Origin of the sequence: Saccharopolyspora rectivirgula DSM 43747 (genome assembly GCF_000497205.1) — a bacterium.
GTDB lineage: Bacteria > Actinomycetota > Actinomycetes > Mycobacteriales > Pseudonocardiaceae > Saccharopolyspora > Saccharopolyspora rectivirgula.
The window spans coordinates 1-19,716 of the sequence record NZ_AYJW01000021.1; the positions used below are offsets into that span (position 1 = coordinate 1).

General features: G+C 68.0%; 20 protein-coding genes. 7 read left to right on the forward strand and 13 right to left on the reverse strand.

Annotated features, from left to right (window positions below; translation table 11 throughout):
* Nucleotides 1–43: 43 nt before the first annotated feature.
* Complete coding sequence (locus tag SREC43747_RS0107925; protein WP_029720625.1) at nt 44–520, reverse strand: hypothetical protein; 477 nt, start codon at nt 518–520, stop codon at nt 44–46.
* Between the two features lie 610 nt (nt 521–1,130).
* On the opposite strand from SREC43747_RS0107925, the gene SREC43747_RS0107930 reads away from it, so the two are divergent.
* Nucleotides 1,131–1,664 carry a M15 family metallopeptidase gene (locus SREC43747_RS0107930; RefSeq protein ID WP_236623083.1) on the forward strand — a complete coding sequence of 178 codons (534 nt, stop codon included), beginning with the start codon at nt 1,131–1,133 and terminating at the stop codon, nt 1,662–1,664.
* 62 nt (nt 1,665–1,726) lie between these two features.
* Here SREC43747_RS0107930 and SREC43747_RS0107935 read toward each other — a convergent pair whose 3' ends face one another.
* Entirely contained in the window at nt 1,727–2,326 is a 600-nt protein-coding gene (locus tag SREC43747_RS0107935; RefSeq protein ID WP_236623084.1) for a trimeric intracellular cation channel family protein, read from the reverse strand.
* Nucleotides 2,327–3,319: 993 nt separating this feature from the next.
* Between SREC43747_RS0107935 and SREC43747_RS0107940 the strand changes: the two genes are divergently transcribed.
* Together SREC43747_RS0107940 and SREC43747_RS0107945 are read left to right on the forward strand one after the other, a co-directional pair.
* Nucleotides 3,320–4,222, forward strand: a complete 903-nt coding sequence (locus tag SREC43747_RS0107940) for an alpha/beta fold hydrolase (RefSeq protein ID WP_160173031.1) — start codon at nt 3,320–3,322, stop codon at nt 4,220–4,222.
* A gap of 112 nt (nt 4,223–4,334) precedes the next feature.
* The gene (locus SREC43747_RS0107945) at nt 4,335–4,844 is read left to right on the forward strand and encodes a GNAT family N-acetyltransferase (RefSeq protein WP_029720632.1); all 510 of its coding nucleotides are present in this window, start codon (nt 4,335–4,337) and stop codon (nt 4,842–4,844) included.
* Between the two features lie 397 nt (nt 4,845–5,241).
* Here SREC43747_RS0107945 and SREC43747_RS20210 read toward each other — a convergent pair whose 3' ends face one another.
* Complete coding sequence (locus tag SREC43747_RS20210) at nt 5,242–5,904, reverse strand: heavy metal translocating P-type ATPase (RefSeq protein ID WP_051387840.1); 663 nt, start codon at nt 5,902–5,904, stop codon at nt 5,242–5,244.
* Between the two features lies 1 nt (nt 5,905).
* Nucleotides 5,906–6,130, reverse strand: a complete 225-nt coding sequence (locus SREC43747_RS21285; RefSeq protein ID WP_051387842.1) for a hypothetical protein — start codon at nt 6,128–6,130, stop codon at nt 5,906–5,908.
* A 1,441-nt stretch (nt 6,131–7,571) separates the two neighbouring features.
* On the opposite strand from SREC43747_RS21285, the gene SREC43747_RS19675 reads away from it, so the two are divergent.
* Nucleotides 7,572–7,835 (forward strand): DUF1883 domain-containing protein, encoded by a 264-nt coding sequence (locus tag SREC43747_RS19675; protein WP_037331577.1) that lies wholly within the window; start codon nt 7,572–7,574, stop codon nt 7,833–7,835.
* Between the two features lie 128 nt (nt 7,836–7,963).
* Here the strand turns inward: SREC43747_RS19675 and SREC43747_RS0107960 are convergent, their stop codons facing one another.
* Together SREC43747_RS0107960 and SREC43747_RS0107965 are read right to left on the reverse strand one after the other, a co-directional pair.
* A complete protein-coding gene (locus tag SREC43747_RS0107960) occupies nt 7,964–8,362 on the reverse strand; it encodes a YciI family protein (protein ID WP_029720634.1) in 399 nt (132 codons plus the stop codon).
* 334 nt (nt 8,363–8,696) lie between these two features.
* Nucleotides 8,697–8,966, reverse strand: coding sequence for a YdeI/OmpD-associated family protein (locus SREC43747_RS0107965; protein ID WP_029720636.1), 270 nt, complete (start codon nt 8,964–8,966; stop codon nt 8,697–8,699).
* A gap of 101 nt (nt 8,967–9,067) precedes the next feature.
* Here SREC43747_RS0107965 and SREC43747_RS0107970 point away from each other — a divergent pair, with 101 nt between their 5' ends.
* Complete coding sequence (locus tag SREC43747_RS0107970) at nt 9,068–10,132, forward strand: tyrosine-type recombinase/integrase (RefSeq protein WP_152528351.1); 1,065 nt, start codon at nt 9,068–9,070, stop codon at nt 10,130–10,132.
* An 8-nt stretch (nt 10,133–10,140) separates the two neighbouring features.
* Here SREC43747_RS0107970 and SREC43747_RS0107975 read toward each other — a convergent pair whose 3' ends face one another.
* From SREC43747_RS0107975 to SREC43747_RS0107985, 3 genes are all read right to left on the reverse strand, one after another.
* Complete coding sequence (locus tag SREC43747_RS0107975; protein ID WP_051387847.1) at nt 10,141–10,509, reverse strand: STAS domain-containing protein; 369 nt, start codon at nt 10,507–10,509, stop codon at nt 10,141–10,143.
* Nucleotides 10,510–10,753: 244 nt separating this feature from the next.
* Complete coding sequence (locus SREC43747_RS0107980; RefSeq protein ID WP_037331579.1) at nt 10,754–11,548, reverse strand: cytochrome c oxidase assembly protein; 795 nt, start codon at nt 11,546–11,548, stop codon at nt 10,754–10,756.
* Nucleotides 11,545–12,027 carry a DUF2243 domain-containing protein gene (locus SREC43747_RS0107985; RefSeq protein WP_236623085.1) on the reverse strand — a complete coding sequence of 161 codons (483 nt, stop codon included), beginning with the start codon at nt 12,025–12,027 and terminating at the stop codon, nt 11,545–11,547. The genes SREC43747_RS0107980 and SREC43747_RS0107985 overlap by 4 nt, the downstream gene beginning before the upstream one ends.
* 162 nt (nt 12,028–12,189) lie before the next feature.
* On the opposite strand from SREC43747_RS0107985, the gene SREC43747_RS19680 reads away from it, so the two are divergent.
* Nucleotides 12,190–13,326, forward strand: a complete 1,137-nt coding sequence (locus SREC43747_RS19680) for a hypothetical protein (RefSeq protein ID WP_051387849.1) — start codon at nt 12,190–12,192, stop codon at nt 13,324–13,326.
* Nucleotides 13,327–13,502: 176 nt separating this feature from the next.
* Here the strand turns inward: SREC43747_RS19680 and SREC43747_RS0107995 are convergent, their stop codons facing one another.
* The 4 genes from SREC43747_RS0107995 to SREC43747_RS0108010 all read right to left on the reverse strand — a co-directional run bounded on the left by SREC43747_RS0107995 (nt 13,503) and on the right by SREC43747_RS0108010 (nt 17,999).
* The gene (locus SREC43747_RS0107995) at nt 13,503–14,057 is read right to left on the reverse strand and encodes a GNAT family N-acetyltransferase (RefSeq protein WP_029720644.1); all 555 of its coding nucleotides are present in this window, start codon (nt 14,055–14,057) and stop codon (nt 13,503–13,505) included.
* A gap of 165 nt (nt 14,058–14,222) precedes the next feature.
* Nucleotides 14,223–15,209, reverse strand: coding sequence for a malate dehydrogenase (locus SREC43747_RS0108000; protein ID WP_029720645.1), 987 nt, complete (start codon nt 15,207–15,209; stop codon nt 14,223–14,225).
* Nucleotides 15,210–15,414: 205 nt separating this feature from the next.
* Nucleotides 15,415–17,037 carry an ABC-F family ATP-binding cassette domain-containing protein gene (locus SREC43747_RS0108005; RefSeq protein WP_029720646.1) on the reverse strand — a complete coding sequence of 541 codons (1,623 nt, stop codon included), beginning with the start codon at nt 17,035–17,037 and terminating at the stop codon, nt 15,415–15,417.
* A gap of 305 nt (nt 17,038–17,342) precedes the next feature.
* Nucleotides 17,343–17,999 carry a hypothetical protein gene (locus tag SREC43747_RS0108010; RefSeq protein ID WP_236623086.1) on the reverse strand — a complete coding sequence of 219 codons (657 nt, stop codon included), beginning with the start codon at nt 17,997–17,999 and terminating at the stop codon, nt 17,343–17,345.
* A 50-nt stretch (nt 18,000–18,049) separates the two neighbouring features.
* Between SREC43747_RS0108010 and SREC43747_RS0108015 the strand changes: the two genes are divergently transcribed.
* On the forward strand, nt 18,050–18,763 hold the full coding sequence (locus SREC43747_RS0108015) for a 3-keto-5-aminohexanoate cleavage protein (protein ID WP_029720648.1): 714 nt from the start codon (nt 18,050–18,052) through the stop codon (nt 18,761–18,763).
* The last annotated feature ends 953 nt before the right edge of the window (nt 18,764–19,716 follow it).

The window sequence follows — 19,716 nt, forward strand, 5'->3', positions numbered from 1 at the left end:
CCTGCTCCGGCTGGAGGTGTGAGTGATCGAGCCCCACCGGATCTCACTTGGGCTTGGGCGGGTCCTTGCGCAGCAGGTCCGGGCCGATGATCCGACGGACCACCCGGCGCACCCAGCTGCGCTTCTTCACCGGAGCCGCCGGGGCGGCCGGTGCGGCGGTGGCCGGTTCCGCGGTACGGACGGTGGGTTCGGCAGGCTCGGGCGTGACCGGCGTGTCCGGTTGAGCAGCTGGTGGTGCTGGGGTTTCGATGTGGAGCCGGGTTTCGGGCTCGGGGGAGAGCTGGGGCTCCGGGTTGAGCCGCTTGGCGAATTCGGGCTGCTCGTCCCGGATGGCCGGGATGTAGGGCTGGGTGACTTCTACCTGGGCGGGCTCGTCGGCGCGGTCGTCGGGGGTCGACTGCTCAGTGCGCGGCCGGGAGCCTGCGTAGATCTCGTCCAGGGGCAGTTCGCCCGCGATGCGCGTTTTCAGCGGCCCTCGTGTGGGCTGCGGCTGGTCCTGCCGCCCCTCCGTGGGGACCACTGGTTCGAACCACGGTCGAGCTAGGTCGTTTTGAAGTGTCATCCGTATCGAACTCTGCGGGAGCAAACGGCCAGATGTTCACCGGTAGGGGGAACCCTACCGGTTGGCTCCAGACCCTACCGGTAACAGACCGATAAAGCACACCCCTGTGAGTTGCCGCTCCCTTTCGGTCTCAGCCCCCTGTGTCAATCGCTCAACTGGGCAAACGCTGCTCGTTGTTGCGCGAAAGGAACTGCGGAGAGTGACGAGAAGCGTCGCAAAAGCATCACAAAAAGTGATTCAAGTCATATTCTTGACGGAGTGCGCGAGGAAGACGCATCCGGCTCCGCCGATTCGGAACTCCACGGTCTGAAAGCACACCGTTCTCGGCGAACTCCTCCCAGCTGCCGTTCAACACCGACGAAGCGCGGGTAGTCCTCAACCGCAACGCGCCACGCACCTGCGGGAGGTCACCACGAGAACGCCACGTCACTTCCGATCGGCACTCCTCCTGCTCGGGCTGCTGACCGCCGGGCTGGGTGTCCAATGCGGGGCTCCAGCGGGAGCACCGTCCCCGCAACCTGCCCCACCACCGTCAGCCCCCGCGCCGCGGCCGGCCACCGTCAGCCCAGTGACCGCCGAAGAACTCGGCGCCACCTGGCACCCCGGCTGCCCAGTCGGCCCCGAGCAACTGCGCCGCGTCGAACTGGACCACCTCGGTTTCGACGGGAACCTCCACCGCGGCGAACTCATCGTGCACCAAGACCGGGTGCAGCAGGTCATCGACGTGTTCGAAGAACTGCAACGGTTGGGCTACCCGATCGAGAAGATGCGCAACGTCGCGCACTACCCCGGCGCCGAAGACGAACTGTCGATGCGGGACAACAACACCTCGGCGTTCAACTGCCGTGAAATCCCCGGCACCGGCCGGTGGGCCTACCACGCCTATGGCACCGCCGTGGACCTCAACCCGCTGCTCAACCCCTACCTGGACGAGAACGGAGTCCAACCGGCCACCGCCGGCGAATACCTGGACCGCACCCGAACCGACCCGGGCATGCTCCACGACGGGGACCCCGCGGTGCGGGCGTTCACCGACCGCGGCTGGCAATGGGGAGGGCACTGGACGAACCCCGTCGACTACCAGCACTTCGAAATGCCCTGAAACCCCCAGCGGCCCGACCAGCACAGTCCCGTCGAGCACGCGGTCCCGGAAAACCAGCAGAGCTACCGCGGCGGGCGCGGGGCGTTGAGGTTGAAGTGGACTCCCAGCATCCGGATGGCGAAGCAGACCGCCGCCGCGCCCAACGCGGCAGGCAGCCCGTAAACCCCCATCTTGATCGTGGCCACCGTGATCGCCGCTGCGATCAGCGCCGGAATCGCGTACAGGTCACTGCGCAGCACCGAGGGAATCCGCTGGACCAGGGTGTCTCGGATCGTTCCTCCACCCACCCCCGTGACCACCCCCAGCAGCAGCGCGGGACCGACCCCCAGCCCGTACTCCAGCGCTTTGCTCGCCCCGATGACCGCGAACACGCTCAACCCGATCGCGTCCAACACCGTGATCGGCTTCTCCAACCGATCCAGCTGCTTGCTGAGCGCGAACGCGATCAGTCCGCCGACGAAAGCGAGCGCGAAGTAGCGCCAGTCGCGAAACGTGGCGGGCGGGATGGAGCCGATGATGACATCCCGGATCACCCCACCGCCCAACGCGGTGATCATGCCGAGTGAGACGACACCGACCACGTCCAGTCGCGCAGCGCGCACCGCCGTCAGCGCCCCGTTGAGGCCGAAGGCGAACGTTCCGGTGAGATCCAGTGCGAGCAACAACGGAGATTCGGTGGCCACACCCGTGTCTACCACGAGGTCGAACGCCCACCGCGCGCATCCCGGATTGCGGAAAGAACGGTGCGGTGCTGCCCGCGGTCGGCACCAGGGTGGTGCTGAGCCCTGCTCGCGCCCGTGCGCTGACGAGCACGACCGGTGGTCGCCGTCCCAGCACCAGGGCTCCGCGCGCATCCCGGCCGGGGACGGGTAGCGCGCGGAGCCGGCGAAGAGGTCCTCACCGCTGCGAGTTCACCGCGCGGGCGCTGTGACCAGCGGGACGATGGCGCGGTGGGCGATGTCGCGGGCAACGGCGTCGTCGAGGTCGTCGTGGGTGCTCGGCAGCAGGGGGTAGCCGAGAGCCAGGCGGGATGATCGCCTCGGCCTGGAGATCGAGGGCCGCTGGCGGGAGCACGCCCTCGTCGTGGCGGGCAGCGATGTGGCCGGCGATGAACTGGTGCCGGTCTGCAGCGGCGAAGGATCCCCGGGCGGACGGCATCGTGAGCAGATCACCGCGGTGCGCGCTGTCGGGGTGGTGTGGAGATCGGACACCGCCTGCTGGATCGCCCGCTCGAACAGGCTGGGAAGTGGCGCGCTGGAGCGGGTCAGGGCACCGGCATCCCGAGCGGGATCATTTCATGTTTGAGGGTGTTCTGCTAACAATTAAGTCCCACGGGTGTGGGACGTCCTCACCAGCGCACCACCAGGCGCCATCACGACACCGCCTGCACGGCCCCCGGTGAGCCGACCCCCCCACATCCGCTGCAGGCAGCAGACCGACGACCCCTCCTCGAGCACGGGGCAGAGGGGTGCCGACGAGCCCCGATCACCCCGACACCCGCGGCAGGGACTCGACCGCCACCGCACTTCTGCCCCAGCAGGTCGACAAACCGGTGGAGGAAGACGGTGTTCGAAAAACTGGTCACGACCAGTCGACCCACCGGGAGACGCCGGCACCCGAAACCAGCAGAAGACGAAATCCCAACCCGACCGGGCGTGCCGGTCGAGGTGCGCACGGTCAGCAGCAGCGATGGCACCCGCCTGCACGTCGAAATACGCGGTCGCACGGACGCCCCGACCATCGTGCTCTCCCACGGAGTGCTGTGCGCACTGAGGTTTTGGCGGCACCAGATCCACCAACTCAGCACCGAATTCCGGGTGGTCGCCTACGACCAGCGCGGACACGGCCGCAGTGAAGTCGCCCCGCGCGGGCAGTACACCCTCGACCACCTCGCAGACGACCTGCACGCCGTGCTGGCCGCCACGGTGAGCCCGGAACAGCCCGCGGTGATCGCCGGGCACTCCATGGGCGGGATCGCCGTGTTGGCCTGGGCCAGGAGGTATCCCACCGAGGTACCCACCCGCGCCTCAGCGGTCGCCCTGGTCAACACCACCCCGGGGCAAGTCCTGGATCACGTCGCCTTCCTGCGCGGCCCCGACCGACTGCTCCCGCTGCGCCGCCGACTGGCCCAAGCCGCAGCACCCCTGGCCGGCCTTCCCCTGCCGCGTCGCCTCCCGGGTCGTCGGCACCTGCTGCGCCGCGTCGCGGTCGGACCCCAAGCCCCCGCGGAAGTGGTACGCGAAGTCGATGCGATGGTCAGCGCCACAGCAGCCCGTGCGCGGGGAAGCTGCGGAACCACGCTGGTGAACCTGGTGGAGACCCTCGACCCGGCCGCGATCAGCGTGCCCGCGCTGGTGATCGCGGGCCGAACCGACCGGATCACACCACCGGAACGGTCACGCCTGCTGGCTTCGAAGCTGCCTCGACTGCTGGGGCTTCGCGAACTGGACTGCGGGCACTGCTCCCCGCTGGAACGCCCGGAGGAGGTGCGCACCGCCCTGCGGGAACTGGCTCAACTCCCACCGCAGCAAAGCGCAGCCCACCAAGCAATCACCTGACAACGAGAACCCAGGGCCCCGCAGAGCGGGGAAAAATTCCATTGCGCCGGGCGCGGCGCCGACTACGCTCTGACCGCACATCCGACGAGCACGACCACGAGACGGACACCCTGTGAGCACCTGGATCACGCGCCCGGAAACCACCGCCGACCTGTCGACCATTCGCGAGATCAACCTCGCTGCGTTCCCCACCGCCGAAGAAGCCGATCTCGTCGATGCGCTCCGCGCCGATCCGCAAGCCTGGATCGACGGGCTCTCCCACGTCGCCGAAACCGAGGGCGGCGACATCGTCGGACACGCCCTGCTCACGCGCTGCCACATCGACGCCCACCCCGCGCTCGCACTGGCCCCGTGCGCGGTGCTGCCCGCCTACCAGCGCAAAGGAGCCGGGAGCGCGGTCATCCAGGCCGTGCTGGAGGCGGCCCGAGCCCGCGGCGAGAACACCGTGGTCGTTCTCGGCCACCCCGACTACTACCCGCGCTTCGGCTTCACACCCGCCTCGCGCTGGGGCATTCGCGCCCCCCTGGAGGTGCCGGACGAAGCGATGATGGCGCTCTCCCTGGACCCGCAGCAGCCCGTGCCCTCCGGCACGATCCACTATCCACCGGCCTTCGGCATCTGAGCCCCTGCGGCGCTGCACCCCCGAGAAGTTCGGAGCCGAGGACTGGCGCTCAGCCCCCGCCACGGTCGTCACCGGCTTCGGCGAGCTCCCGCGAGCTTCCCACCTCTGCTCTTGCGCCATCGTTGACCACATGTCCTGCGGGAACGCACCCGCGGCAGTACGCAGAACACCACTGCGGTCGGCGACAGGAGTGGTCACGCTGCTCAGGTGCCGGGACGGGGCACGACGCGGGGAGATCAGGCGGATGGCGGCGCCGGACTCGCACGCTCCAATCCGATCTCACCCGGTGAGCAACCAGCTTCGTGCACCGGAGGCCAGCACGGGGAGGTGCTGCACCGGATGCTCCCCGAGAACACCGCGCCGAGGATCTCCTCGGCGTCAAAGGGCCACGCGCCGGTCACGGCGAAATCCCCGCGAATGCAGGCCGCGCCGTTGCAAGCTTGCCGCCGGGCAGCGCAGACAGTGGTTCGGTGCGTCCGGCGCGCACGCCGTTGACGATGACCACGATCCCGACCACCTCGTGCACCAGCACCACCGCGGTGAGACCGAGGAAGCCGAACAGTGCTAGCGGCATCAAGGAGGTGAGCAACCGAGGGAGGGCCGACGTGTTGCGGCACGATGCGGCGGGCATGGCCGCGGGGGCGGAGTGCCGCAGATCGTCGCCCAGGAGAGCGACGTTGGTGGTTTCGATCGCGGCGTCAGTCCCCGTGGCGGCCATGGTGCTGCCCAGGTCAGCAGTGGCCAGGGCAGGAACGTCGTTGGCACCGTCCCCGAGCATTGCCGTGGATTGCCGGGTGCCCAGTTCGCTGATGATGCGGGCCTTGTTCTCCGGCGGAGTTCGGCGTGCACGGCGCCGATGCCGGCGCCGGCCCCCACAGCGGTGGTGGTAGCGCGGTTGTCGCTGGTGAGCATGGTGATGGGGTAGCCGTCCGAAGCGCAGCCGGGCGATGACCTCGGCAGCTTCGGGGTGCAGTTCGCCGCGCACGGCGAGCGCGCCGATCACGTGGCCGTCGTCCTTGACGAGCACGACGGTGGCCCCGGCTTGCTGCCGGAACTGCACCTCAGCAGCCGGCCGGGGCGCCCCGGCCGCGCCGGGCGATCGTTGAGTTGAACTGGCCGGCCACCCCAGCGCCGAGGACCGCCCACACATCGACCGCCGGAGATCGTGTCGCCACCGACGGCGGGGAGGATCGCGCGGCCAGCGGGTGTTCGCTGCAAACCTCCAACGCCACGACCAGCTCCAGCACCCGCTCGCGCAGGAGCCCGTCGGCGGCGACGTCGACCACGGCGGGCTGGTTGCGGCCCAGGGGGCCGGCCTTGTCGCGCTCCTCCCTGCACGCGGCCGAGGGCGTTCAGCACGACGCCGCCCTTGACCAATGCTCCGTGCTTGCGGCGCCGTTCGCGTCGACCACGGCGACGGGGATGGATCGTCAACGCGCAGGGCGAGGCGGCCACGAGCACGAGCAGAGCACGTGTGCTCGGGTGGCCGGAGCACCGAAGAAGCTGCCGACTCCGGCGAAGAGCGCGGCGGTGATCATGCTGCCTCGGACCGGGATTGGCGATATGCGGTCAGCCGAGCGCTGACTGGCGTCCTTGCCGGATTGCTCGACCTCCAGCGCTCCTGTGCCGTTGATCTCCCCGGCACGCACCTCGCTGCCGGGGCCCGCTGCGGCCGGTGCGGATCACGCCGTCAGCAGGATTCGCACCCGGGGTGACCAGCATCCGATTCCCGCCCTTGCAGCTCCGAGGTGGCCACCACGTTCTCGCTGCCGTCGCGCAGCTTTACCGGACCTCCTCAGGAGAACCGCGCCAATCGCGACGATGGCCATGGCCATCAAGGTGCCGGCCCCGATCTTGCCTTGGACACCGCCAGCGCGTTGCCGGTCGCGGCCAGCGGTGCTCCGGCCGCGGACAACGAGTCGTCAGCTCCGAGTGAGCGGCTGTAGGGCACTGGCACTCCGCCGGCACCTCATGCCCAGGCTCGGGAAGACGGGATGCCACGCGCACCGCCACCACCAGTCCTCCCCGGAACTTCCCAGCGCGGTGCGCGCCCTCAAGGGCCCCCGCAGCCGAAGCCGCCTGGAACAGAGCACTTCGCGCTTTCGCGGTCATGCGAGCGCGGCTCGAGCAACGCCGCCAGCTCGCCTCCAGGGGGGCAAGGGGAGAAGTGGGCAAGAGGGCGCTCCATCTTCCCGCTGTGCCGGTGCGACCACACGAGGGGAAGGGCGGCGGCCGCCACCCACCTCCTCGGAAGCCCCATCACCGCCCTCCCCGCTTCCACCACCCATTTCGTACCAATAACGTTTATAACGTTATAAACCAAACGAAATAAGGAGGTATCCACAAGAATCGGGCAAAACGTAACCGCGCATAATCAGGCTTATGTGCGATTAACCGGAAACAGGGGCCACTGACCCACCCAGCCGCGGAATTTCGTTGCACCCCCTCGCGCCGCAGGTGGAGCTGGCCCGGCGCACCCCCGTGGACACGAGCTGCAAGCCTCCACGAAGGCCCCGAAAACAGCCTCCTGAGCAAGGTCTGGGTTCCAGGGGATGCGAAGGCTGGCAAGAAGGCGACGTCCGCAGCAGTCGCTTTGCTTCTCCGCCGGCGGAGAAGCAAAGCACAAGCGCATACCCGACTCGAGCGCGGATTAGGCCGAAGGGGGAAAGCCTGTCGATTTCTCGTTGTGCGACCACGAGTCCCGCATGATCCACTAGGAACAGGGAGGTGGAATTCCTCTACTGGGATCTCGGACTCTGCACCGCCGGCACTGACGTGGATGTCGAACTGCGCGGAGTCGAAGCCTTCGTCCGTCTCATGGACGCCGACAACTACGAGGCCTACCTCGACGGCGACAACTACGCCTACTACGGCGGCGTCTGGGAGTTCAGTCCCGTCCACCTCGAAGTTCCCTACGACGACCACTGGTACCTCGTTGTCGACGGGTACGAAGGTCGGATCGCAGTCGAGGTCACCACCTACCCGGACTGAGCCAGCCGCCCCCGTCAACACCTCGAGGCTCAGCCTTCTGCTGAACAGCAGGCGTCGCCTGCGAGCGGGAGGACCGCAGTGGTGGTCACCGCTTGATCTGCACCTCGCCGCTGCTTCCGACTCGGCCGTTAGGTCGGGTGAGGGGCTAGGAAGGGGCGCACCTCGAGCCATTCGTGGATCGGTTCTCCACCCGCGCCCGGGGCTGCCGACAGCTCCCCGGCCAACTCGAGCGCTCGCTCGTAGGTGTCGACGTCGATCACCATCCACCCGGCGATCACGTCTTTGGTGTCGGGGAACGGTCCGCCGGTCACCGGTGGGCGCCCCTCGCCGTCGTAGCGGACGAACGTGCCTTGCGAGGACAGCGCTTGGCTGTCGACGAACTCGCCGGTGCGTTCGAGTCGAGCGATGAAATCGTCCATGTACTGCACGTGGGACGAGACTTCCTCGGGGGTCCACTGGTCCATCGGCACGTCGTTGATCGGTGCCGGTGCTCCCCGGTAGTGCTTGAGCAGCAAGTACTTGGTCATCGTGTTCTCCTCAGCGCCACGTGGCCCAGCAGTGCGGTGTTCACTGCGGGGTCAACGTCTCTGCTCACCGGGTGCCCACGCACTGCTCAAGGCCAACAGTGAACACGGCTGGCGGTGTCGGCGGCGAGAACCAACCGCGTGTTCTTGGTGCAGGAGCTGCGGCGCTGCTCGACCAGCAGCCCGCAGCACCGTCCACGGCAGGTTCGGCAACCGGGGAGGAGGTGGCGTTTCGTGCCGGCGCGAGGTGGGCGCTGGAAGGGGGTCGGTTGCGGGGGCCGGTGGCCGGATGGGGCCTACCTGCTGGGGTGCCCGGTTCTTGTTCGGCGTGGTGTGCTTATTCCGCACCGGTGCGCTGGCGGTGGGCGCATCCCGGCCAGCAGCAGGGGCGGCGTTGACCTTGTTCGAGTTCTTCCTGCAGGCGGCGAATGCGGCGTTGCCGGGTGCTGTCGTGTTTGGCGTCTTCCACCCAGCAGATGAACTCGTTGCGGGCCAGCGGGGTGATGTCGTTCCAGGCGGCGAGTGCTGCTCTGTTGCTGCTCAGCGCTTGGTGCAGGTCCGGGGGCAGCTGGTGCACCACCCCACCGGGAATGTGCTGGCTGGTCACACCCCCACGGTAGCGAGCGGGTGGTGAATTCGCCGCGTGTTTGCTCGGCGGCTCGGGCTGCGGACAGGACTTGGTGTTGTAGGGACGGCTAGCATGTGATCATGCTCGTGCAGGGGGAACAGGGCAGTTCAGCGGCCACGTCTCGCGCGCCGGCGGAAGTGTTGAGCGCTTCGGCGCGGACCGGGCACAGCATCCGAGCGTTGATCGCAGCGTGGCTGGGGTCGTTCACCGACTCCGCTGATACTCGAGCTGCCTATGGGCGGGATTTGCGCGACTACATCGAGTGGTGCACGCGGCGGCAGCTGGATCCGCTCGAGGTGCGGCTGCCAGAGGTGCAGATGTATGCCGCGGAGTTGGCGGCGGCGACCAATCCGCGGACCGGGCGTCCTTATGCCGCGTCCACCCGGGCGCGCAAGTTGGCTGCGGTGTCCAGTTGGTACACGTTCTTGGTGCGGGCCGGGGCGATCGATGCCAATCCGGCGCGGGATGCGGCTCGGCCTCGCTACGACCGGCAGCACTCCAACACCGCCAGTGTGTCGGTGCAGCAGGCGGGGCAGATGTTGGCCGCCAGCAGCCAGTACCAGCATCGCAGCTTGGGGCCGCAGGGGGCGGCGTTGGTGATGATGCTGCTGATCGACCTGGGGATCCGGGTGTCGGAGTTGTGCAACGCCAACCTGGCGGACCTGGGGCAGCGGGACGGGATGCGGATGTTGACGGTGCGGATGAAGGGCGGCAAGGTGCGTACCCGACCGATTCCGCAGCCGCTGGTTCCGGTGCTGGATGCGTATTTGGCGGTGCGGCCGCAGGACGGTGATCCGGAAGCGCTGGTGGTGACGCGGGACGGCAAGCGGATCAACCGGCACCAGGTGTACCGGTTGGTGCAGGTGGTGGCTGCTCGAGCAGGGGTGCCGATGCCCAAGCGGATCACTCCGCACTCCATGCGGCATGCGTTCAACACCATTGCGCGGGAGGCCGGGGCTCCGTTGGAGGACCGGCGGGATGCGTTGGGGCATTCTTCGGCGGCGATCACGCAGCTGTACGACCACGTGGCGCTGTCGCTGAGTCGTGACCCGGCGCACCTGGTGGCCGCTGCTACGGTCGCGCAACGGCCACCAGAAGGCCATGATCGCCCGGTGTCGTCACCCGACGAAGAATCGTCACGGTGACGTTTTTGTTAGGTGGGTGCGGCCAGTCTGGGAAGCTCCCGGCGGGCCGCCACCGCGTCCGAGACGCTGTCGGCGTAGGTGAACCGGTCGGCAACGTCGAGCATCTCCAGCAACCGGTCCACGATCCGGTTGCCGCTGACCAGGACGAGCTGCACCTCGCCCATGAGCGCTCGGTGGCCGGCTTCGAGCAAGCTGACCACCCCGTGAGTGGACAGGAAGGTCAGGCCCGACAGATCCAGCACGAGGGTTCGACAAGGCGTAGCCATCTGGTCGCGAACGATGTCGGCGAACTGCGGAGCGCTGTTGAGGTCGAGCACGCCACCGACTTCGATCACTTCCACGTGGGGAGCTGGCTGGTAGGTGCGCGCCCGGAGCATGTCCGCGGGCTGATGGGCATTCGTTCGCGGCGCGGGGGTCTGGCTGCCAACCTCGTCTTGGGACATTGCGTTCGGCCTCCACACTGCTAGCGGCAGATGAAATGGCCACGCTTTTCGCGGCCAGATCCCACGCTAAGGGAAAACCCTCGATCACCTGCGGTTATAGCTCATCGTATTCGTCACACTTCTCTAGGTAATCGAAAGGAGGGCAGGCGTCCACCGATCGTGGAGCATGGCTGGCACGTTATGTGCTGGTCGTGGTGGTGCGCATCCCACGAGCCTGGCCAGCCCACTGCCGCCCCCGCTGCCGATACCACTGCAGCGCGATGACCACGGCCAACGCGATCTCCACCAGATCACCGCCGTAGTACATCACCATCGCCGCCACCTCCACATCCCGCGGAGCGAACGACGTGCCCGGCGGTGCCCCGAGGTACAGCGTCTTGGCCAGCACCGCGTGGGCAGCCGACGCAGCCACCAGCACACCACCCCGCGCCACCACCCCCAGCCGGTAGCGCACCGGATCCACCTGGCAGACCGCCACGCTGAACAACACCCCAGCGGCGAAGACGTGGAAGTGCACCACCACGTGCAGCCACCCGTGCTGCGCGGACACCGCCAGCAGCTCGGTGCGGTACAGCACCCACAGGCCACCCACATCCACCAGCGCAGCCACCGGGGCGAACACCAGTACCGACACCACTCGGGAGCGCAGCAGCCCCACCAAACCACGACGCACCCAGCCTGCCGGGCTGCAGCGCACCAGCAGCGCCATCGGCCTGGCCAACGCCACCAGCAACGGAACCACCATGCCCACGAGCATGTGGCCCACCATGTGCGCGGTGAACTCCCCGGCGGGCACCGGCACCAGCAGGGCCACCACCCCCAGTCCCGCACCCACCAGGGCCGCGGTGCGCCGCAGCGGCCACCGATCTCCCCGCCACCACAGCACCGCGACCGCGCCCAAGCAGACCAGCACGACCCCGCCCACGATGCCCACCACGACTCCAGGCGTTGCAGCACCGTGGTGAGCGGTCATCGCGACAGCCGCCTCCTGCCGAGCACCCTCCACAACAGCCCGCCACCTCCCACCAGCATCAGCACAGCCAGCCCGTTCCACGTCCAGTCGTAGGGAAGCAGGTCGACGTGGTAGCGGATCTGGTGCAGCCGCAGCAGTTTGTGGTGCACCGTCCCGTCGTAGAGCTGGAAAGCCCCAGTGCCCAACAAGATGCCGGCCACCAAAGCCTGCCCCCGCAACTCGCTCCGCCGCCGCACATCAGCGACCATCACCAGCCCGATCACCGTGGCGAACCAGCCGAAAGCGTGGAAGAAACCATCGGAGACCGAACCGGCCTCCAACGTGGCCCGATCGTAGAAGTGGTGCCAGTGCAGGATCTGGTGGAACACGGTTTCGTCCACGAACGCCGCAATTCCCACGCCGATGAGCACCCCGGCCCACACGGACCGCGATGGCCCCGGCGCCATCCGCGCCGAATCCGAGGGCAAGCCGGCACTCACATTCGCCTCCAGACCGCACGCCTCACCGCAACAACTACCCACCTGCAGCCCCCACCACACGCCAACCACCGGGAGGTGTCCACGGTGGAGTGCACGCTCGTGCGCTGCCGAAACAGCAGACCGGTGGCACCAGCGGAAAAGCGAAATTGGTAACGTCCGAGCATGAGCGAGCAGCCGGCCGACAACCACGCTGACGACTCCACCACCCAGGTATGCAAGTTCCCCGGCTGTACCCGGCCAGTGGTGCGCAGCAACGGGCCCGGTCGCCCGTCCGAGTACTGCGATCTTCCCGAGCACACCCGGTGGCGTGCGTGGAAAGAACGCCAGCGCCGCCAAACCCACCAGGCCGACGCGGAAACCACCACCGCTTCCGGTGAATTCTCCGCTGCCCGCGTGCGCGCCGAAGAACTGCTGCGCCAATACCGCCTGCTCACCGAACAGCTGTCCCGGAACGTGCGCAGCGCGATCGAGGAACTGAACACCATCGCCGACCCCAGCGCCGCCGAAGCCCAAGTGCAGGCGGCCCAAGCCGAAGCCGCGCACCGCATCGCCCAAGCCGAGCAAGCCCTGGCCGAAGCCCAACAGCAGCGGCGCCAGGCCGAACAAGCCCGAGCCACGGCCGAAGCCGCTGCCGAGGACGCGGCCGCCGCCGCGGAAGAAGCCGCCAGGCAAGCCGAAGCCGCGCGCGCCGAACGCGACCACGCCCTGCAGCGCCAGCAGGAAATCCAGCAGCAAGCTCGCGAAGAGACCGAAGCTGCCCGCAACGAAGCCGAAGTGGCGATCGCGGCCGCCCGTCGAGACGCCCAGCAGCAAGTCCAGCAAGCCCAGGCGCAAGCCGAACAAGCCCGCCAACAGGCGGAGGAGAAGATCCAGGCCGCTGCTGACCAAGCCCAGCACGAAGTGGCTGAAGCGCTCGGTCAACGCGACGCGGCCCTGGAACGGGCCATCCGGGCCGAGCAATCCGCCCAAGACGCCCAACAGCAGCTAGGCGAACTGCGCACGCAAAACCGGCTGTTGCAGGAAGAGCTGCGGCTGCAGCGCAGCGAAGTGACCGAGATGCGCAAGCAGCACGCCGAGGAACTCGACCGACTGCGCCAGGAGTTCCAGCAGCGGCTGCAGGCCGAACAGCAGGCGGCCGAACAACGCCTGGCCGCGGTGGAAGACGCCCGCGCCCAGGCCGTGGCTCGAGCCGAACGCGCCGAAAAACAACTGGACACCGCCCTGGCCCAGCTCGCCCAGCAGCAGAAGGCCCCGGAGGAGAACAGCGGGAAACCCACTGTGGACTCGACAGGTGACTAGCCACCCCAGCCCAGGAGGACAACAGGGAAAGGGGGAGCGGCAGACCGCGGTCGGAGCTTGTTCCTCCACGCAGCACGGCCGCCCGTCAAGCCGTCACGGGGCGGACCACACCCAGGAATGCGACCTGAACTCACACCTGGGGCGGCGCAAGGACACTGACGACAACCAGAGCTGCCTCACCGGAAATCCGGGCGGTGCAGCCGCCACACCACATCCACCCCAGCCATGCCCTCCACCGGGGGATCACGCGGTGGCACGCGCCGCCCGACCTCGCAAAACCCCAGCCGCTGCGGAATGCGGCTGCTGGCGACGTTGGCCGCGTCGTGCCAGATCTCGACGTGATCGACACCGTCCAAGGCGAACGCCTGCTCGATCAACGCCCTGGTGCTGGCGGTGACGATCCCACGACCGGTGTGCTCGGGGTGCAACCAGTAGCCGATCTCCATGCCCCCGTCGTGCTGACCGCGCTGCAACCCGACCGAACCGATGATCGCCCCATCAGCGGTGATGGCATAGGCATAACCGGTGGCCTCGTTCCAACTGGCCACCACCGATGCGAGGAAGTCCTGGGCTGCTTGCAGCGAATACCCGTCCCGGGCCCACGGCATCCACGGGCGCAGGTGGGGCAAGCAACTGTTGATCACCTTGTGCAGCTCGACCGCATCGCCCTCACCCCAGCGGCGCAACACCACCGGGCCACATCGAATCCGCTCCGCAGGCGATGCGCCCATGAACCGAGTATCTCGACACCCCCACCTGCGGGACAACCGCATTCCCGGTGACACAGCGCCCCGGGAACCCCCAAGCACAGACCGCCCCCGAGCCGAACAGCTGCTGCCAAGAACAAAAAGTGGGTCCGCAACCGGTGTTGCGGACCCACTTGGTGCACGAGCGGCTCAGACCAGGCCGAGCTTGCGGACCGCCTCCCGCTCTTCTTCCAGCTCCTTGACCGAAGCGTCGATGCGGGCGCGGGAGAACTCGTCGATCTCCAGGCCCTGCACGATCTCGAACTTGCCGTCCTTGGCCACCACCGGGAAGGACGAGATCAGACCCTCGGGCACGCCGTAGGAGCCGTCGGAAACCACCGCGGCGGACGTCCAGTCACCCTCCGGGGTGCCGTTGACCCAGGTGTGGACGTGGTCGATGGCCGCGTTGGCAGCCGACGCGGCCGAGGAAGCCCCGCGAGCCTCGATGATCGCCGCGCCACGCTTGGCCACGGTGGGGATGAACTCGTTCTCCAACCAGTCCCGCTCCACCTGCTCGGCAGCGATCTTGCCGTTGACCTCGGCGTGGAACAGGTCCGGGTACTGGGTGGCCGAGTGGTTGCCCCAGATGGTCATCTTCTTGATGTCGGTGACCGACACACCCAGCTTCTGCGCCAGCTGCGTCAGCGCCCGGTTGTGGTCCAGGCGGGTCATCGCGGTGAACCGCTCCGCCGGCACGTCCGGGGCGTGGGCCTGGGCGATCAGGGCGTTGGTGTTGGCCGGGTTGCCGACCACCAGCACCCGCACGTCGTCAGCGGCGCCGGCGTTGATGGCCTCACCCTGCGGCTTGAAGATACCACCGTTGGCCTCCAGCAGGTCGCCACGCTCCATGCCCTTGGTGCGCGGACGGGCGCCCACCAGCAGAGCGACGTTGGTGCCGTCGAACGCGGTGCGCGGGTCATCGGTGATGTCGATGCTCTGCAGCAGCGGGAACGCGCAGTCATCGAGCTCCATCGCGGTGCCCTCGGCGGCCTTGACCGCCTGCGGGATCTCCAGCAAGCGGAGCTTGATCGGGGTGTCGGGCCCGATCAGCTGGCCGGAAGCGATCCGGAACAGCAGCGCGTAGCCGATCTGACCGGCTGCACCGGTGACGGTCACGGTGACGGGAGCTTGGGTCATGAGGTCTCTTCTCCTGCTCGCCGGATGATTACCTAGCCGGATGCTATCCCCAGCGGGTCTGCGGTGTTACGCCCCCGTCATGGATCACAGTGGACCCGGCGCCGGACCGATTCAGTTCGCTGAGACGAAAACCACACCAGCCCGTGCCGGGGGATGGCGACCCGTCCCCGGGCGAACACCCCCGGGAAAAGGGGGACCCCCAGCATCACTCCTCCCGGCCAACCACACGGCCTGCCGCCAGGTGCAGACGAGGATCCTGCCAGCGGCGGCGCAGCCAACGGTCGTGGCTGGCCACCACCACAGCGCCCGGCGCTGTCTGCAACGCCTCCTCCAGCTCGCCCACCAGGCTCAGGGAAATGTGGTTGGTCGGCTCGTCCAACAACAACAGGTGGGGAGGGGAGGCCACCAGCAGCGCCAATGCCAACCGCCTGCGCTGTCCCACCGACAGCACCCCCAGGGGACGGTCCACATCAGCCGGCGCGATCAACCCCAGCTCCACCAGCGGAACCACCTCGTGCCGCAACCCAGCGGTGGCCGAGGCGTAGACCTGTCGTGGCGTGCGGTGCGGATCGGGGAAGACGACATCCTGCTCCAGCAACCCGACCCGGGCATTGCCGCGGCGCTGCACCGTGCCCGCATCCGGGGTGAGCCTGCCGGCCAGCAGCTGCAGCAAAGTCGATTTGCCCGCCCCGTTCGCGCCAGTGATCAACAACCGGGTGTCCCCAGCGATGTCCAAGTGCTCCACGCGCACTCGTCGCTCAACGGCAGCGTGGCGGACCTGCACCACCAGATCCGTCGAGCCAGCACTGGACAAGGAAGCGGCGAACCGCAGCGGCTTGGGCGGTTTGCGGACCTGCTGCTTGCTCAGCTCGTCCAACCGCCGCTGAGCATTGCGGACGCGCCGGGAGATCTGCTTTTGCACCCGGCCCCCTTTGTAGTCGTAGGCGAGTTTGCTGGTGTTGCCGCGCGGCGCGTGGCGACTGACCTGGCGGGCGGTGACGCGCACGCTGTGCCGCAGCTGGGCCAACTCGGCCTGCTCTTCGGCGTAGCGCTGCTCCCACCGAGCGCGTTCAGCTCGTTTTTGCTGCAGGTAGTCCGAAAACGCGCCCCCGTAGTAGGTGGGGCCGTCCAAGGCCGGATCCAGGTCGAGGATTCCGGTGCAGACCTCGTCGAGGAAAACCCGGTCGTGACTGGCCAGCACCACCGCCCCCGGAAGATGCACCAAGTGCTGCTGCAAGAACTCGGCCGCTTTCTCGTCGAGGTGGTTGGTGGGCTCGTCCAGCAACAACACCTGCGGCTGGCGCAGCAGCAACAAGGCCAGCGCCAACCTGCTGCGCTGCCCTCCCGACAGAGTTCCGATGGGGCGGGAACGCTGGATCTCGGACAGCCCCAACCCGGCCAGCACCTCATCGGCCCGATGATCGACGTCCCACAACGCGTGCTGCTCGGCCCACTCCAGAACACGTCCGTAGTCGGCCAGGGCCTCCGCGTCGTCCGGGTGCTCGGCCAGCACCTCGGAAAGCTCGCGCAGCTGCTTGTTCGCCTGCCGGTACTCGTCCAACGCCCGGTCGAGGACATCGGCCAGCGTCTCGCGCGGCGAAAAAGACGGTTCCTGCGGCAGAAACCCCACATCTTCGGGGCGGTGGACCTCTCCGCTGTCGGGCTGCTCGAGCCCGGCCAACAGCCGCAGCAACGTGGTTTTGCCGACCCCGTTCTCGCCCACCAGGCCGATTCGACGCCCCGGGGGTGCGGTCAACGACACGCCTTTGAGGACTTGGCGGTCGACGTAGGTCTTGGTCAGATCACGGGCAAGAAGAACAGCAGACATCACGTACCACGCCTTTGACAGGACTGGAGGGACTGCCCGCCGGGCACACCAAGCCGCGGACGCGGGCCGGACGTGATGTCAGTTCTTCATAGCGCTGCTGATGCTAAACGTTCCGGTTCGAGGACGCCACTCAATTTCTCCAACAACGCATGATCGTCGAGCCGGCCACCGCTCACGACAGCAGCACAGGGGAGGGGGACACCAGCGGGCGGCCGCACACCGGCCTTCTCGGGCGCCGCAGCCCCTCGCCGAATCGACCCGGTGTCTCGCCGGGCACGTCCGCGCGGCTGCCCGAAAGCGGGGGACTAGCGTGGACTGTCCAAAAACGACTCGGCCACAGCTGACAACCGGAATCCGGACCCGGTCCGCTCGACCAGCCCCAGCTCCCGCAGCTTCCACACATCCGATTTGCACCGGGACACCGGCCGCCCCTGCTCCGTGGCGAGGTCCGCGGCGCTCACCCCGGGCCGCTCCCGCAGCAGCCGCAGCAACTGCCGCGTCCAGGGCCCGCGGGGCGCGGACACGTCCAGCTGGGCCAGCTTGCGGTCGATCTCGGCTCGCTGCTTCGCGGACAGTTCCACCCGCTCCGGCTCGCTCGGTTGAGGCGCCGGCCCGAGGTAGGACACCTCCAGCCGGTACACCGAGCCCCGGTGGGCGCGCAACGAACTGCGCAGTCCCGCTGCTGACCGGAAGCCAGCCCGATGGGCCTCCGCATCCGAAATGCGGTGCGGATCCACCGGGGTGACCTTGTCGATGCCGATCACGCCCACCGCGGTGTGCAGTTGGGTCCCGTCGCTGGCCAACGGCATCGGCCAGCGCCTGAAGACCAGCGAGATCTCACCCGAGGCAATGCCGCGCAGCACCCGCATGCTCAACACGCTGCCCAGCCTAGAACGCCCCGGAGGGGCTTCGGCGGGATCCGGGTGCGGTTGTGAAGAAGCCGTGGTGACGAACCGTGTCATGATCTTCTGCTGCGCTACCGATTCCAGTGGCCACGGGGGAGAATCAGAACATGCTGCAGGTATGCCTGAACGGTGCCCGATCGCCGCAGGAGCACTACCAGTTGCCGGTGCGTCCGGAGGAGTTGGCCAAGGCCGCAGCCGATGCTGTGGCTGCTGGGGCTGATGAGATCCACCTGCATCCCAAATCCGTGGACGGGGCGGACACCCTCGACGCCCGGGTGGTGGCCGCCGTGCTGACCTCGGTGCGAGCTGCTGCCCCGAACACGCCCATTGGTATCACCACCAGCACCTGGACGGTTCCTGACTCAGCAGCCCGCATGGCCGCTGTTCGGTCGTGGACGGTGCTTCCCGACTACGCCACGGTGCACTGGCACGAGCCTGGGGCAGAAGAGGTCGCGCAGGCGCTGCTGGACCGCGGTATCGGGGTCGAAGCAGGCATCCTTTCCGGCACTGACGCGGATCAGTATTTTCTGGACTCCCCGCTGCGCAGCAGGGTGCACCGAGTGCTGGCCAAGGTCCCCGATCTCACCACGCGGGGAGCTGTGGCCACGGCGCGTTCCTTGCTGCAGCGCCTGGAAGGCGTGGAGGCACCCATCCTGCTGCACGGCCAGTCCGCGGGCGCGTGGGCGGTGCTCGTGCTGGCCAGCCAGCTCGGCATGGATGCCCGCATCGGCCTGGAGGACACGCTGCTGCTGCCGAACTCGAACATCGCTTCCGACAACGCCGAGCTGGTCGCCGAAGCGGTTCGCCAGATGCGCCGCTGACGCGGCAGCGCCACTTCAGGTGGGCCACGACCGAACCGGGAGGCGCTTCCTGCGTGGCGGCGGTTCGCGGCGCGCCAGGCAGCAGGGTTCCACCCGCAGATTTTTGTCACCGTGACGAAATTAGGGAGTCTTGCAGTGCCCAGCTGATCGCCAGGAGAGACCTTGCCGACGCCCCTCGGGTCGAGACGGCGATCCTGGCGCACCGAAGAATCGTCACGGACGACAGCGGACGCCGAGCACCAGCCACCACGGTTGATGATCATTTCCTCGGGGCTGCGCGGGAGACGACCCGCGCAGCGCTGGACGTCGTGACGCCCCGGGCGGCTGCCGGCGCAGCGAGCAGGGACGTGGGAACGGCAATGCCGAAGCGGCATCCGAGGGGCGATGCTGAGGTGGCGGAGGACAACGCGTCGGGCGCTTGCGGCTCGAGGGGAGCACCCCGGAACGCTCTACTTAACATAATGTACATTATCGGTTTTTGGTGGAGCTGGGAAAATCCCTGCTCAGAGGGCTGCATCGGACTTGCTGACGCTTTGCGTGTGCTCAGGCTTGGTGTGACCGCCGACTGCGCCGGCACGCCGCACCACGCAGGCTGCCGACCCGGCACGCCGCGCAGCCGGCGCCGCAGCGACGCTTGCCGGTGCGCGCCGTGCGAACGTCTGGGTCACCAGAGTCGGCACGGGTTGACCGGCGCGGTGGCGGCAACGGTGAATTCACTCCGCCGCGTCTGGCTTTTGGCAGGCGAAGTCCACTTCCCCGGGATACGGTGGTCACCGTCACTCAACTTCGGCAATTTGATGGATAATGTAAGTTATCCACGAAACACTGGGGTGCGCTTCCGCCGTGCAGATCAACCGAGCAACCGCTGATCTAGCCGCCCCAGTACTGCCTCCCCCTCCGGCCCGCGGAGCACGGCCCCTCTCGGCCGCACCACGGCATTGCTCCCACCCCAC